General features: G+C 70.1%; 11 protein-coding genes and 1 pseudogene. 9 read left to right on the top strand and 3 right to left on the bottom strand.

Going from position 1 to position 15,045, the window contains the following annotated elements; translation table 11 throughout:
* Positions 1 to 44 precede the first annotated feature (44 nt).
* From ACFZDJ_RS46360 to ACFZDJ_RS46340, 5 genes are read left to right on the top strand one after another with little or no spacing between them, the layout of a single operon-like run.
* Positions 45 to 1,211, top strand: coding sequence for a CaiB/BaiF CoA-transferase family protein (locus tag ACFZDJ_RS46360; protein WP_248297212.1), 1,167 nt, complete (start codon positions 45 to 47; stop codon positions 1,209 to 1,211).
* Positions 1,211 to 2,224, top strand: a complete 1,014-nt coding sequence (locus ACFZDJ_RS46355; protein WP_389594408.1) for an LLM class F420-dependent oxidoreductase — start codon at positions 1,211 to 1,213, stop codon at positions 2,222 to 2,224. The genes ACFZDJ_RS46360 and ACFZDJ_RS46355 overlap by 1 nt, the downstream gene beginning before the upstream one ends.
* A gap of 14 nt (positions 2,225 to 2,238) precedes the next feature.
* Entirely contained in the window at positions 2,239 to 3,381 is a 1,143-nt protein-coding gene (locus ACFZDJ_RS46350) for an acyl-CoA dehydrogenase family protein (RefSeq protein WP_390928899.1), read from the top strand.
* A gap of 31 nt (positions 3,382 to 3,412) precedes the next feature.
* Positions 3,413 to 4,627, top strand: coding sequence for an acetyl-CoA C-acetyltransferase (locus tag ACFZDJ_RS46345; protein ID WP_099919522.1), 1,215 nt, complete (start codon positions 3,413 to 3,415; stop codon positions 4,625 to 4,627).
* A 57-nt stretch (positions 4,628 to 4,684) separates the two neighbouring features.
* Positions 4,685 to 6,859 (top strand): 3-hydroxyacyl-CoA dehydrogenase NAD-binding domain-containing protein, encoded by a 2,175-nt coding sequence (locus ACFZDJ_RS46340; protein ID WP_391068438.1) that lies wholly within the window; start codon positions 4,685 to 4,687, stop codon positions 6,857 to 6,859.
* 51 nt (positions 6,860 to 6,910) lie between these two features.
* On the opposite strand, the gene ACFZDJ_RS46335 is transcribed toward ACFZDJ_RS46340, so the two are convergent.
* Complete coding sequence (locus ACFZDJ_RS46335) at positions 6,911 to 7,681, bottom strand: MerR family transcriptional regulator (protein WP_390928893.1); 771 nt, start codon at positions 7,679 to 7,681, stop codon at positions 6,911 to 6,913.
* A 266-nt stretch (positions 7,682 to 7,947) separates the two neighbouring features.
* Here ACFZDJ_RS46335 and ACFZDJ_RS46330 point away from each other — a divergent pair, with 266 nt between their 5' ends.
* The 3 genes and pseudogenes from ACFZDJ_RS46330 (at position 7,948) to ACFZDJ_RS46320 (ending at position 10,271) form a co-directional block, all read left to right on the top strand.
* Entirely contained in the window at positions 7,948 to 9,414 is a 1,467-nt protein-coding gene (locus tag ACFZDJ_RS46330; protein WP_384914954.1) for an amino acid permease, read from the top strand.
* 43 nt (positions 9,415 to 9,457) lie between these two features.
* Positions 9,458 to 9,622, top strand: a pseudogene (locus ACFZDJ_RS46325) (Appr-1-p processing protein); the annotation flags it as partial.
* Positions 9,623 to 9,794: 172 nt separating this feature from the next.
* The gene (locus ACFZDJ_RS46320) at positions 9,795 to 10,271 is read left to right on the top strand and encodes a hypothetical protein (protein WP_390928891.1); all 477 of its coding nucleotides are present in this window, start codon (positions 9,795 to 9,797) and stop codon (positions 10,269 to 10,271) included.
* Positions 10,272 to 10,365: 94 nt separating this feature from the next.
* On the opposite strand, the gene ACFZDJ_RS46315 is transcribed toward ACFZDJ_RS46320, so the two are convergent.
* Positions 10,366 to 11,865, bottom strand: a complete 1,500-nt coding sequence (locus tag ACFZDJ_RS46315; protein WP_390928889.1) for a M1 family aminopeptidase — start codon at positions 11,863 to 11,865, stop codon at positions 10,366 to 10,368.
* Positions 11,866 to 12,045: 180 nt separating this feature from the next.
* Here ACFZDJ_RS46315 and ACFZDJ_RS46310 point away from each other — a divergent pair, with 180 nt between their 5' ends.
* Positions 12,046 to 14,007, top strand: coding sequence for a Xaa-Pro dipeptidyl-peptidase (locus ACFZDJ_RS46310; RefSeq protein WP_390928887.1), 1,962 nt, complete (start codon positions 12,046 to 12,048; stop codon positions 14,005 to 14,007).
* A 13-nt stretch (positions 14,008 to 14,020) separates the two neighbouring features.
* Here the strand turns inward: ACFZDJ_RS46310 and ACFZDJ_RS46305 are convergent, their stop codons facing one another.
* On the bottom strand, positions 14,021 to 14,995 hold the full coding sequence (locus ACFZDJ_RS46305) for an FAD-dependent oxidoreductase (RefSeq protein WP_390928885.1): 975 nt from the start codon (positions 14,993 to 14,995) through the stop codon (positions 14,021 to 14,023).
* Between the last annotated feature and the right edge of the window lie 50 nt (positions 14,996 to 15,045).

The raw sequence follows: 15,045 nt of genomic DNA, 5'->3' as shown, positions 1-15,045 counted from the left end.
CATCACTGATGTCACATCAGTGGTGTCACAGTGCTGGGGGCTCGATGGCAGTGGCAGGGACGCCGGCGTACGGCCCGCTGGCCGGAGTGCGCGTGGTGGAGCTGGCGGGCATCGGCCCCGGCCCGTTCGCCGCCATGCTCCTCGCCGACCTGGGCGCGGACGTCGTCCGCGTGGACCGGCCCGGCGGCACGGGGCTCGCCGTCAACCCGGAGTACGACATCACCAACCGCAACAAGCGGTCGGTCGTGATCGACCTGAAGGCCGAGGACGGCCCCGCCCGCGTCCTCGATCTGGTCGAACGCGCGGACATCCTCGTCGAGGGCTACCGCCCCGGCGTCGCCGAGCGCCTCGGCGTCGGCCCCGAGACCTGTCACGCCCGCAACCCCCGGCTCGTCTACGGCCGGATGACCGGCTGGGGCCAGCAGGGCCCGCTCGCCCCGCGTGCCGGGCACGACATCGCGTACATCGCCCTCACCGGCACCCTCGGCATGATCGGCAGGCCCGACGAGCCGCCCACGGTCCCCGCGAACCTCGTCGGCGACTACGCGGGCGGCTCGCTCTATCTCGTCGTCGGCGTCCTCGCCGCGCTCCACCACGCACGCGCCACCGGCGCCGGGCAGGTCGTGGACACGGCGATCGTCGACGGCGCCGCGCACCTCGCCTCGATGATCCACGGCATGCTCGCCGCGGGCGGCTGGCAGGACCGGCGCGGCGCCAACCTCCTGGACGGCGGCTGCCCGTACTACGGCACGTACGAGACGGCCGACGGGAAGTACATGGCGGTGGGCGCCCTGGAGCAGCAGTTCTACGCCGAGTTCGTGAAATTGCTCGGCATCGAGGAGCACGCCGACTCCCGCAAGGACCTGGCCCGCTGGGGCGAGCTGCGCGAGGCGGTCGCCGCCCGCTTCAAGACCCGTACCAGGGACGAGTGGACCGCGGTCTTCGAGGGCTCCGACGCCTGCGTGGCCCCCGTCCTGTCGTTGCGGGAGGCCCCGGCCCACCCCCACCTCGCCGCCCGCGGCACCTTCACCGACCACGGCGGCATCACCCAGCCCGCCCCGGCACCCCGCTTCTCCCTGACCCGCACCTCCGTCCGCACCGGCCCCGCCCTGCCGGGCGCCGACACCGCGGACGTGGCCCGCGACTGGGACGTACCACGGCTGACGCGGCACGACCTCATGAAGGACGACACGATGAAGGACGGCCACTGATGGAGCTCTCCCTCCCGCTCGACTACGCGGGCGACCCCCGGCAGGCCGCCGACGAGGTCGCCGCCCTGGAGTCCGCGGGCCTGGACGCCGTCTGGGTCGCGGAGGCCTACGGCTTCGACGCGCCCACGATCATGGGCTATCTGGCCGCCCGCACCGAGCGCATGAAGATCGGCTCCGGGATCCTCAACGTGTACTCGCGCACCCCGGCGCTCCTCGCGCAGACCGCCGCCGGACTCGACGCGATCTCCGGCGGCCGCGCCATGCTGGGGCTCGGTGCCTCGGGCCCGCAGGTCGTCGAGGGCTGGCACGGGAAGGCGTACGACAAGCCGCTGGGCCGCACCCGCGAGGCCATCGAACTGACCCGCCGCATCCTGCGCCGCGAGGTCATCGACCACCACGGCATCACCGACATGCCCCGCCCCGGCGGCCTGGGCAAGCCCCTGAAGCTCCTCACCAAGCCGGTGCGCCCCGACGTGCCGCTGTACGTGGCCTCCCTGGGCCCCGCCAACGTCCGGATGACCGCCGAACTCGCCGACGGCTGGCTGCCCACCCTCTTCATCCCGGAGAAGGCCCACCAGGTGTGGGGCGTCCCCCTCGCGGAGGGCGCCGCACTGCGGGACCCGGCGCTCGGCCCCCTGCGGACCGTCGCGGGCGGCCTGCTCGCCATCGGCGAGGACGCGGCGGCCGTACGCGAGCTCGCGCGACCCAAAATCGCGCTCTACGTAGGCGGCATGGGTGCCCCCGGCAAGAACTTCTACAACGACCTCGCGGTGGCCTACGGCTACGAGAAGGAGGCCCGGCTCATCCAGGAGCTGTATCTCTCCGGTCGCAAGAAGGAGGCCGAGGCCGCCGTACCGGCCGAGTTCTGTGAGCTGATCTCGCTGTGCGGGCCGGAGAGCTATGTGCGCGAGCGTGTCGAGGCCTTCCGGGAGGCCGGGGTCGACATGCTCAACATCACTCCCGTGGGGCCGGAGCCGGCCCGCCTGGTCGAGACCGTCAAGAGCTGGCTCTAGGAGGGCATTCGCGCATGAAGCGGCAGATTTTCGGCGCCGAGCACGACGCGTTCCGGGAGACCGTGCGCACCTTCCTCGCCAAGGAGGTGACGCCGTACTACGAACAGTGGGAGAAGGACGGCATCGTCTCGCGCGAGGCCTGGCGCGCCGCCGGGAAACAGGGGCTGCTCGGCCTCGCCGTACCGGAGGAGTACGGAGGCGGCGGCAACGCCGACTTCCGCTACAGCGCCGTACTCGCCGAGGAGTTCACGCGCGCGGGGGCCGCGGGTCTCGCCCTCGGGCTGCACAACGACATCATCGGGCCGTATCTGACGGACCTGGCCACCGAGGAGCAGAAGCGGCGCTGGCTGCCCGGGTTCTGCGACGGTTCGCTCATCACGGCGATCGCGATGACCGAGCCCGGCGCCGGATCCGACCTCCAGGGCATCAGGACGCACGCCGAGGACCGGGGCGACCACTGGCTGCTCAACGGCTCCAAGACCTTCATCTCGAACGGGATCCTCGCCGACCTGGTGATCGTCGTCGCGAAGACGACCCCGGAAGGCGGCGCCCACGGTCTGTCTCTGCTCGTCGTCGAGCGCGGCATGGCAGGCTTCGAGCGTGGCCGCAATCTCGACAAGATCGGGCAGAAGGCGCAGGACACGGCCGAGCTGTTCTTCCACGACGTACGCGTCCCCAAGGAGAACCTGCTCGGGGAGCTCAACGGCGCCTTCGTGCACCTCATGACGAACCTCGCGCAGGAACGCATGGGCATCGCCGTCGCCGGGATCGCGGCGGCCGAGCACCTGCTGGAGATCACCACCCAGTACGTCAAGGAGCGCGAGGCCTTCGGACGGCCGCTGTCCAAGCTCCAGCACATCCGCTTCGAGATAGCCGAGATGGCCACCGAGTGCGCCGTCACCCGTACGTTCCTCGACCGCTGCGTCGTCGACCACACGAACGGGGAACTCGACGCCGTGCACGCCTCGATGGCCAAGTGGTGGGCCACCGAACTGCAGAAACGCGTCGCGGACCGCTGCCTCCAGCTGCACGGCGGCTACGGCTACATGACGGAGTACCGCGTCGCCAGGGCCTTCACCGACGGCCGCATCCAGACCATCTACGGCGGGACCACAGAGATCATGAAGGAGATCATCGGCCGCTCCCTGCTCGGCTGATCCTCCGCACCCTCCCCGAAAGGCTTATTCAGTGAGCACCGAAGCGTACGTGTACGACGCGATCCGCACCCCGCGCGGGCGCGGCAAGGCGAACGGCGCCCTGCACGGCACCAAGCCCATCGACCTGGTCGTCGGCCTCATCCACGAGATCCAGCGCCGCTTGCCGGGCCTGGACCCGGCCGCGATCGACGACATCGTGCTCGGTGTCGTGGGCCCGGTCGGCGACCAGGGCTCCGACATCGCGCGGATCGCCGCGATCGCCGCCGGACTGCCCGACACGGTCGCCGGCGTCCAGGAGAACCGCTTCTGCGCCTCGGGCCTGGAAGCCGTCAACCTGGCCGCGATGAAGGTCCGCTCGGGCTGGGAGGACCTGGTGCTCGCGGGTGGCGTCGAGTCGATGTCCCGCGTGCCCATGGCCTCGGACGGCGGCGCCTGGTTCGCCGACCCGATGACCAACATCGCCACCAACTTCGTGCCGCAGGGCATCGGCGCCGACCTCATCGCCACCATCGAGGGTTTCTCACGGCGGGACGTCGACGAGTACGCGGCCCTCTCCCAGGAGCGCGCGGCCGCCGCCTGGAAGGACGGCCGCTTCGACCGGTCCGTCGTCCCCGTGAAGGACCGCAGCGGGCTCGTCGTCCTCGACCACGACGAGCACATGCGCCCGGGCACCACCGCCGACTCGCTCGGCAAGCTGAAGGCCTCGTTCGCGGACATCGGCGAGCTGGGCGGCTTCGACGCCGTGGCGCTGCAGAAGTACCACTGGGTCGAGGAGATCGACCACGTCCACCACGCGGGCAACTCCTCCGGCATCGTCGACGGCGCCTCCCTGGTCGCCATCGGCTCCAAGGAGGTCGGCGAGCGCTACGGCCTCACTCCCCGCGCGCGGATCGTCGCCGCGGCCGTCTCCGGCTCCGAGCCCACCATCATGCTCACCGGCCCCGCGCCCGCGACCCGCAAGGCGCTCGCCAAGGCCGGACTGACCATCGACGACATCGACCTCGTGGAGATCAACGAGGCCTTCGCCGCCGTCGTCCTGCGCTTCGTGAAGGACATGGGCCTGTCCCTGGACAAGGTCAACGTCAACGGTGGCGCGATCGCACTCGGCCACCCGCTCGGCGCCACCGGCGCGATGATCCTCGGCAGCCTCGTGGACGAACTGGAGCGCCAGGACAAGCGCTACGGCCTCGCCACGCTGTGCGTGGGCGGCGGCATGGGCATCGCGACCATCGTCGAGCGCCTGTAACCCCCGGCGGACCCCCAGACTTCCACGGCTTAAACGGCTTCTACGGAGACCCTCCTCATGACCGAGAGCACCACCATCCGCTGGGAACAGGACGAGACCGGTGTCGTCACCCTCGTCCTCGACGACCCCAACCAGTCCGCCAACACCATGAACCAGGCCTTCAAGGACTCGATCGCGGCGATCGCCGAACGCGCCGAGGCCGAGAAGGACTCCATCCGGGGCATCATCTACACCTCCGCCAAGAAGACCTTCTTCGCGGGCGGCGACCTCAAGGACATGATCAAGGCAGGCCCGGAGAACGCCCAGGAGGCCTTCGACACCGGCACGGCCATCAAGTCCTCCCTGCGCCGCATCGAGACCCTGGGCAAGCCGGTCGTCGCCGCCATCAACGGCGCCGCCCTCGGCGGCGGCTACGAGATCGCCCTCGCCTCCCACCACCGCGTCGCCCTCGACGCCCCCGGCTCCAAGATCGGCCTGCCCGAGGTCACCCTCGGCCTGCTGCCCGCGGGCGGTGGCGTCACCCGCACCGTCCGCCTCATGGGCATCACCGACGCCCTGCTGAAGGTGCTCCTCCAGGGCACCCAGTACTCCCCGCAGCGAGCCCTGGAGAACGGGCTCGTCCACGAAGTGGCGGCCACCTCCGAGGAGATGCTCGACAAGGCGCGCGCCTTCATCGACGCCAACCCCGAGTCGCACCAGCCCTGGGACAAGCCCGGCTACAAGATCCCGGGCGGCACGCCGTCGAACCCGAAGTTCGCCGCCAACCTGCCCGCCTTCCCGGCCAACCTGAGGAAGCAGCTGAACGGCGCCCCCTACCCGGCCCCGCGCAACATCATGGCGGCCGCCGTCGAGGGCTCCCAGGTCGACTTCGAGACCGCGCTGGTCATCGAGGCCCGCTACTTCACCGAGCTGGTCACCGGGCAGACCTCGAAGAACATGATCCAGGCGTTCTTCTTCGACCTCCAGGCGGTCAACTCCGGCGCCAACCGCCCCCAGGGCATCGAGCCGCGCCAGGTCCGCAAGGTCGCCGTCCTCGGCGCCGGGATGATGGGCGCCGGCATCGCCTACTCGTGCGCCCGCGCGGGCATCGACGTCGTCCTGAAGGACGTGTCGGCGGAGGCGGCGGCCAAGGGCAAGGCCTACTCCGAGAAGCTCTGCGCGAAGGCCGTCTCCCGGGGCCGTACGACCCAGGCGAAGGCCGACGAGCTGCTCGCCCGCATCACGCCCACCGCCGACCCGAACGACCTGGCCGGCTGCGACGCCGTGATCGAGGCCGTCTTCGAGGACACGGCCCTCAAGCACAAGGTGTTCCAGGAGATCCAGAACGTCGTCGAGCCCGACGCGCTGCTGTGCTCCAACACCTCGACCCTGCCGATCACCGTGCTCGCCGAGGGCGTGGAGCGGCAGGAGGACTTCATCGGACTGCACTTCTTCTCGCCCGTCGACAAGATGCCGCTCGTCGAGATCATCAAGGGCGACCGGAGCGGCGACGAGGCGCTGGCGCGCGCCTTCGACCTCGTACGGCAGATCAAGAAGACCCCGATCGTCGTCAACGACTCGCGCGGCTTCTTCACCTCCCGCGTCATCGGCCACTTCATCAACGAGGGCGTCGCGATGGTCGGCGAGGGCATCGAGCCCGCCTCCGTCGAGCAGGCGGCGGCCCAGGCGGGCTACCCGGCCAAGGTCCTGTCCCTGATGGACGAGCTGACGCTCACCCTGCCGCGCAAGATCCGCAAGGAGTCCAGGCAGGCCGTCGAGGAGGCGGGCGGCACCTGGCAGACGCACCCGGCGGAGGCGGTCATCGACCGCATGGTCGACGAGTTCGGCCGCACCGGGCGCAGCGGCGGCGCGGGCTTCTACGAGTACGGCGCGGACGGCAAGCGCGGCAAGCTCTGGCCCGGCCTGCGCGAGCACTACACCAAGCCCGGCCACGAGATCCCGTTCAAGGACATGCAGGAGCGCATGCTCTTCTCCGAGGCGCTGGACACCGTCCGGCTCCTGGAGGAGGGCGTGCTGACGTCCGTCGCCGACGCCAACATCGGGTCCATCTTCGGGATCGGCTTCCCGGGGTGGACCGGCGGCGTGCTCCAGTACATCAACGGCTATGACGGAGGTCTCTCCGGATTCGTGGCACGCGCGCGTGAGCTCGCCGAGCGCTACGGGGAGCGGTTCACGCCGCCCGCGCTGCTCGTCGAGAAGGCGGAGCAGGGCGAGAGGTTCAGCGACAACTGACGTATCGCTGAGCAGGAGGTGCGCGGGTGTGGCTCAGGAGTCCTCGGTGGCTCAGGACTCCTTGAGCCACTCCCGCAGTTCCTCCTTCAGGGAGCGCTGGAACGTGGTCAGCAGCGCCTGCACCACCAGCGGCTGCATGTGCGCCGACAGGGACTTCACCGCCGCCACCGACTCGTGCTCGCCCACCGCCTCGCGCAGCAACGCGGACAGCTCGCGTGCCGCCGCGCGGGAGTGCTCCAGCAGGACGCCGCGCGCGGCGAGGATCGACTCGTGCGCGAGCGGTACGTCGAGGAGCTGGACGCCGAGCGCCAGCAGCGCCGGGTCCACACGGAAGGAGCCGGAGGAGTCCACGGAGTCCGGGGAGTCCATGGAGTCCGGGGAGTCCGATCTCTCCAAACTGTCGGAGGTGTCCTCGGCCCGCTCGATGATGTTCATCGCGACGAGCCGCTCCAGGTCCTCCTCGCCCAGGGGGCGGCCGGCCCGCCGTTCCAGTTCCTGGCGTGACACGTCCTCTGCCGCGTCCTGCGCCCAGGAGGCGACCACGGCGCGGTGAAGGGCGAGATCCTGGGCGCTCAGGTCGGCCGGCAGCTGCTGAAGATGGCGCTCGATCGCGGCCAGCGTCATGCCCTGGCGCTGCAGCTCCTCGATGAGCGCGAGCCGGGCCAGATGCTCCTGGCTGTAGTGCCCCACCCGGCGGGGTCCGATCACGGGCGGCGGGAGCAGCCCCTTGGAACTGTAGAAGCGGACCGTACGGACCGTGACGCCCGCGCGTGCCGCCAGCTCGTCGACCGTGAGCGTCGGCTCCTCGGTGTCCGTCGTCATCGCAGGTCCTCGCCTCTTCGATGGTGCAGCGATCAGGTGCAACAGTATTGCTGTCTCACCGGTCCTGTGAAAGCGCTGTCGACGAGTTCTGCACCCTTTGATCACCATGTGAGATGTTCCGCGGTGTGAGGTGTGCCATCGCATCCGTGGGATGCCTCGGGGAAGGTGGCTCCTTGGTCTGCGCCGCGTCAGGGGTGGTGCGGGCCGAGGCACATCCGGAAACCCGCGTACTCAGTGCGTGGGCGCACCAGGGAGTAGATCCACGCGTGAGCAAGGACGCCGTAGACACGGCCAAGGCCGCATCCCGCACCGATGCGGCCCGCACGCCCGCGGACGCGGGCGACGCCGGTTACAGCAAGGACCTCAAGGCCCGCCACGTCAACATGATCGCCATCGGCGGCGCGATCGGCACCGGACTCTTCCTCGGTGCCGGCGGCCGCCTGCACAACGCGGGCCCCGCGCTGGCGATCGCCTACCTCGTCTGCGGAGTCTTCGCCTTCTTCGTCGTGCGCGCGCTCGGCGAGCTGGTCCTCTACCGGCCCTCCTCCGGGTCCTTCGTGTCGTACGCGCGCGAGTTCCTCGGCGAGAAGGGCGCGTACGTCGCCGGGTGGATGTACTTCCTCAACTGGTCGACCACCGGCATCGCCGACATCACCGCGATCGCCCTCTACACGCACTACTGGAGCTTCTTCACCGACATCCCGCAGTGGGTGCTGGCGCTGATCGCCCTCGCGGTGGTCCTGGCCGTCAACCTGATCTCGGTGAAGATCTTCGGCGAGATGGAGTTCTGGTTCGCGATCGTCAAGGTCGCCACCCTCGTCTCCTTCATGCTGGTCGGCATCTTCCTGCTGGCCACGCACCACGACGTGGGCGGCCAGAAGCCCGGCCTGAGCGTCATCACGGACCACGGCGGCCTCCTCCCGCACGGGATCATGCCCGTCGTCCTGGTGATGCAGGGCGTGATCTTCGCGTACGCGGCTCTGGAGCTGGTCGGCGTCGCCGCGGGCGAGACCGCCGAGCCGGAGAAGGTCGTCCCGCGCGCGGTGAACTCGATCATGTGGCGCGTGGGCCTGTTCTACGTCGGCTCGGTCGTGCTGCTCGCGCTGCTGCTGCCCGGTTCGGTCTACTCGGCCGACGAGAGTCCCTTCGTCACCGTCCTGTCGAAGATCGGCGTCCAGGGAGCCGGTGACGTCATGAACCTGGTCGTCCTCACCGCGGCCATGTCGTCCCTGAACTCCGGCCTGTACTCCACCGGCCGCATCCTGCGCTCCATGGCGATGGCGGGCTCCGCGCCCCGGTTCACCGCGAAGATGAACCGCAGCCAGGTCCCGTACGGCGGCATCCTGCTCACCTGCGCGGTGTGCGTGCTCGGTGTCGGCCTGAACTACCTCATGCCCAGCCAGGCCTTCGAGATCGTCCTGAACGTGGCGTCCCTGGGCATCATCAGCACCTGGGTGATCATCATGGTCTGTCACCTGGTGTTCGTACGCCGCGCCAAGGACGGCCTGGTCACCCGCCCGTCCTTCCGGCTCCCCGGCAGCCCGGTGACCGAGATCGTCACCATCGTCTTCCTGCTGGTCGTGCTCGGCCTGATGGGGAACGACCCCGAGGTGGGCCGCAAGACCCTGCTCCTCATCCCGGTGATCGCGGCCCTGCTGGTCGGCGGCTGGTTCGCGATCCGCCACCGGGTCTCGAAGACCACGGACCAGGAACTGAGCGAGCTGACGAAGTAGCAGGTCGGACGCCGTTGTCAGGGGCGGCGCCTACGGTGGCGTCATGTCGGAGATCACGTATGTCCGGGGTGACGCCACCACTGCGTCGGCCAAGGGTGTCAAGCTGATCGCCCATGTCTGCAATGACATCGGGGGGTGGCGGAAGGGCTTCGCCCTGGCCCTCCGCGCCCACGACGACTTCGGGTCGGGCGCGTCGCGGCTTGTCCGTGGCTGGGCGCGCGGTTCCCCGCGCCCCTGGTGGGGCGTCCGGGCCGCCCGTCTGCTCGGCTGCACCGGCGATTCGGCCGAAGGGTCACCGGGGTCGGCCAGAGGGGCTGTTTTCGGTCAACTCTGGCGCAGATGCGCGTTGGTTCGCACGCATGAGCGGGTAAGTCACGGCCATGGAACTCATCCCCTACCCGATAGGTCCACTCAACCCGAAGGTTCAGGACGTCGGCTACGCCCTGGCGCTGTTCGCCTTCATCTATGTGTTCGTCGCCCGCGTACTCCCGCGGATGAACCGGGCGCTCGAACTGCGGGACGACGCCATCAACGGCACCAAGGAGCGCGCCGAAGCGGTACGCGCCCGCGCCGAGAGTGAGCGCGTAGGGACCGAGGCCCTGTTGGCCGAGGCCCGCCACGAAGCCGCCCGCATCCGCCAGCAGGCCCTCGAACAGGGCTCCGCCCTGATCGCCGAGGCCCGCGCGGAAGGGCAGCGCGAACGTGACGCCGTGGTGGCCGACGGCCGCGCCCGCATCGAGTCCGAGTGCGCGGCGGCCGACGCCGAACTGCGTATGTCCGTATCGGAGTTGGCCTCGGAGCTGGCGAGCCGCATCGTGGGCGAGCGGATCGCCGCCCCGGTGGAGCAGGGCAACTGACGCCCGTACACGAACGGCCCCCACTCGCCCGCCCTCAAAGGGAAAAGGGCGGGCGAGTGGGCGAAGGCCCCGCTCAGGGGCCTGCGGTGCCGGTTCAGCCGGAGTGGACGGAATCGGTCGCCGCGATCTTCTTCCACGACCTGGGCTGCGCCGGGGCACCCGCCCTGGCCGGTGCCACCGCGATCGACGCACCCCGTGCCGCGGGCGCCGCCGGCTTCGACGGCTCGAACAGCCAGGTGTCGAAGAGCGTGGCGAGCGACGTGCCGGACACCTTCTCCGCGTACTTCTGGAAGTCCCCGACCGACGCGTTCCCGTACGCGTGCTCCCGCGGCCACCCCTTCAGGATGGCGAAGAACGTGTCGTCCCCGACCTCGTTGCGCAGCGCCTGGACCGCCAACGCCCCCCGGTCGTAGACCGCGATGTCGAACTGGTTGTCCGGACCGGGGTCACCCGGCGCGACCTTCCAGAAGGCGTCGTCCGCCGGATGCGAGGCGTACACGTAGTCCGCGAGCTCCTGCGCCGTCCCCTCGCCCTCGTGCTCGGACCACAGCCACTGCGCGTACCGCGCGAAGCCCTCGTTGATCCAGATGTCCTTCCAGCCCTTCAGGGACACGTCGTCGCCGTACCACTGGTGCGCCAGTTCATGGACGACCACGGAGGTGTTGGAGCCGTTCGCGAACTGCCGGGGGCTGTAGTACACGCGGGTCTGGGTCTCCAGCGCGTACCCGGTGGTGGTGTTCGGCACGTATCCGCCCACCGAGCTGAAGGGGTACGGGCCGAAGTAGCCGCTCAGCCAGTCGACGATCTCCCCGGTCCGCTCGACGCTCGCCCGCGCGGCCCCGTCGTTGTCGCCGAGGTCCTTGCTGTACGCGTTGACGACCGGGACGCCGTCGGACGTCTTTCCCGTCGTGATGTCGAACTTTCCGATGGCGAGCGTGGCGAGATAGGTCGCCTGCGGCTTGTTGGACCGCCAGTTGTAGCGGGTCCAGCCGAGCCGTGAGCTCGTCGACTGGAGCGTGCCATTGGAGATCGCCTGCGTACCGTCCGGCACGGCCACCGACACGTCGTACGTGGCCTTGTCGCTCGGATGGTCGTTGCTGGGGAACCACCACCAGGCCGACTCGGGCTCGTCCGCCGCGACGGCCCCGTCCGGAGTGCGGTGCCAGGTCGAGAAGCCGTACGCGCTCTTCGTCGAGGGCACCCCGCTGTAACGGACGACGACCGTGACGGGCGTGCCTTTCGGCAGCGGAGTCGCCGGGGTGATCTCCAGCTCGTGCTGGCCCGAGGTGGTGAACGAGGCCTTCGCCCCATTGACCCGCACCTCGCTCACGTCGAGCAGGAAGTCCAGGTCGAAGCGTGAGAGGTCCTGCGTGGTGGTGGCCAGGACGGTCGCCGTTCCCTGCAACTCGTCGGTCGCCGGCTGGTACTGGAGCCGCAGGTCGTAGTGGGAGACGTCGTATCCGCCGTTGCCGTAGGCCGGGTAATAGGGGTCGCCGATACCGGGCGCCCCGGGGGTGTAGTCCGCCGCCGATGCCGGGATCGCCAGCAGCAGGGAAGCGGCGAGCGCGCCCGGGGCGATGAGTCTGCGGTGCACGGAGAGCTCCAAGTCGTGGGGGAACGAGGACGGTTCGGAGCCTATTGACTCCCTGTGCCGTCACCCTGTCCATCGCCCCTCCTGTCACACGATCGCCATTCGGCCGACATGACCGATTCGGGCCCGGCCGCCTCCACAGACCCTCTTTTGTACGGGAGTTGGCCGGGGTACCTTCCGCGCATGCCGAAACCAGCGCGCCGTATGCGCTTCACGACCTGGAGATCGCTCGCGACGGCGGCCACCGCCGCCCTGTTGGCCGTCTTCCTCGCCCCCGCCGCCGCACACGGCGCGCCCCGGGAGAGCACCCCGGTCTACTCGTACGAGAACGCGATCCGCGAATCCGTCTGGGTGGACACCGGCCTCGACGGCGACGGCGACGGGAAGACCGACCGTGTCGCCGTCGACATCGTCCGGCCCCGCGAACTCGCCCAGCAGGGCCGCAAGGTTCCCGTGATCATGGACGCCAGCCCGTACTACTCCTGCTGCGGACGCGGCAACGAGAGCCAGCTCAAGACGTACGACGCGAACGGCAACGTCGTCCAGATGCCGCTGTTCTACGACAACTACTTCGTGCCGCGCGGCTACGCCTTCGTCGGCGTCGACCTGGCCGGAACCAATCGCTCCGACGGCTGTGTGGACGTCGGCGGCCGCTCCGACATCCAGTCCGCGAAGGCCGTGGTCGACTGGCTGAACGGCCGGGCCAAGGCCTACACCACGCGCACCGGCGCGGACCGGGCCAAGGCGAGCTGGACCAACGGCAGAACCGGCATGATCGGCAAGAGCTGGGACGGCACCATCGCCAACGGTGTCGCCGCGACCGGCGTCGAGGGCCTGAAGACCATCGTGCCGATCAGCGCCATCTCCTCCTGGTACGACTACTACTTCGCCAAGGGCGCCCCGCTGTACGACTCGGGCCCGGACTGGCTCTCCGGCTACGTCGACAGCCCCGAGGCCACCGCCAAGTGCGCCGCCGTGCAGCAGAAGCTCGTCGACGGAGCGCCGCGCACCGGTGACTGGACCAAGTTCTGGACCGAGCGCGACTACGTGAAGGACGCGAGCAAGGTCAGGGCGAGCGTCTTCCTGGTGCACGGCATGCAGGACCTCAACGTCCGCACCAAGAACTTCGGCCAGTGGTGGAGCGCCCTCGCCAAGAACGGCGTCGAGCGCAAGATCTGGCTCTCCCAGACGGGCCATGTCGACCCCTTCGACTTCCGCCGCGCCGCCTGGGTCGACACCCTGCACCGCTGGTTCGACCACGAACTCCTCGGCTACGACAACGGCATCGACGACGAGCCCATGGCCGACATCGAGCGCCACCCCGACCAGTGGGTCACCTCCAGCGTCTGGCCGCCCCGCGGGACACAGACGACGACACTGCGTCCGGGCACGGGCACCCAGGCGGGCGTCGGCACCCTCGGCCTGCGTACGGGCTCCGGAACCGAGGCCTTCACCGACGACCCCCAGCTGAGCGAGACCGACTGGGCCGCGCACATCGACCGGTCCACCCCCGAGAAGGCCGGATTCGTCACCAAGCCGCTGACCAGGGACCTGCGTCTGTCCGGCTCCTCCAAGGTGACCGTCACCGCCACGCCGACCACCTCGACCGCCCACCTCTCCGCGGTCCTGGTCGACCTGGGCCCGGACACCATCCGCGACTACGCCGACGGCGGCGAGGGCATCACGACCCTCACCGACCGCTCCTGCTGGGGCCCGAGCACGACCGGCGACAGCTCCTGCTACAAGGTCACCCAGGCGAAGAAGACCGACGTCGCCGCCACGGTCTTCAGCCGCGGCTGGGCCGACCTCGGCAACTACGCCTCCGACCTCAAGGGCGTCCCGCTCACCCCGGGCAAGGCGTACACGATCACGCTCGACCTGGCCGCCACCGACCACGTCGTCCCGGCGGGCCACCGGCTCGCCCTGATCGTCGCGGGCACCGACAAGGACCTCATCGACCCGCCGTCGACCACTGCGACCCTCACGCTGGACCTGTCCCGTACGTCCGCCCGCGTGCCGTTCGTCGGCGGCGCCGAGGCCTTCACCAGGGCGACCGCGGGCTCCGCCGCCGCCACGAGCACGGCCGGCCTCGACGGCGTACGCGATCCGAGCAGTGCCCTGCGGGTGCCGGGGGAGACCCGCTGATCCACTGACGACCTCAAGGGCGCACGGCGGCCGGTTCCTCGCCCAGCGCGAGCCCGGCCGCCTCCCGCGCACAACCCCAGGCCACCGTCACGCCCGCGCCACCATGGCCGTAGTGGTGCACCAACACCCGCCCGTCCGGCAGTACTTCACGCTCCAGCCGGACCGTGTCACGCACCGGCCGCAGCCCCACCCGATGGCCGAGCACACGCGCCCCGGCGATCTCCGGCCGCAGCGCCGCACACCGTTCGACGATCGCCCCGGCCGCCGCCGGATCCGGCGTGAGCGACCAGTCGTCCTCGTCGGTCGTGCCACCCAGCACGAGCCGGTCCGGGTGCGGGAAGACATAGGTGGTCGTCCCGGCGTCCGGGTCCGTCGACACGAGCCAGGTGCGGATCCCGGGGTTCTCCACGATCACGAGCTGCCCGCGCACGGGCCGTACGGCCGGATCCGGTACGAGCGTGTGGGCACCCAGCCCCGTGCAGTTCACGACGACCGGCGCCTCGACCTCCGCGAGATCCGTCACCGTCCGTGTCTCGATCGTCCCGCCCGCCCGCAGAAACCGCTCGCGCAGCCACCTCAGATGCACCGGCATGTCGATCAGCGGCAGCCGCGCCCACAGCCCCGTACCCGCGTACTCCTCGGACGTCGTCGCCCTCAGCCCCGACACCCGGGCAGCCCACGGCTCCAGCTCGTCCAGCCGCGTCTCCCCCTGTACGCCCTCGACAACGCGTACGCCCGTCTCCTGGGGCCGGGCCGCCAACTCCTCGTACACGGAGAGTGATTGAAGAGCCCATTCGCCCGCGAGCGCCTTCGGCCGGATGCGGTACGGCCACCACAGCGCGCCGGCAACGGCCGAGGTGGTCAGCTCGCCGAACTCCCGCGCCCACACCCGTACCCGCCTGCCGCGCTCGGCCAGGACGACCGCCGTCGTCAACCCGATGACACCGCTTCCGACCACGATCACGTCACCGCTGCGCGCGTTGTCCATGCCGGGACGTTAGCGGAATATGTCATGCAGTGCTCACATCACTCCCAGTC

It is taken from the genome of Streptomyces sp. NPDC007896 (assembly GCF_042959425.1).
GTDB lineage: Bacteria > Actinomycetota > Actinomycetes > Streptomycetales > Streptomycetaceae > Streptomyces.
The sequence above is the reverse complement of the archived record's forward strand: the minus strand, read 5'-3'. Positions and strand labels throughout refer to the sequence as shown.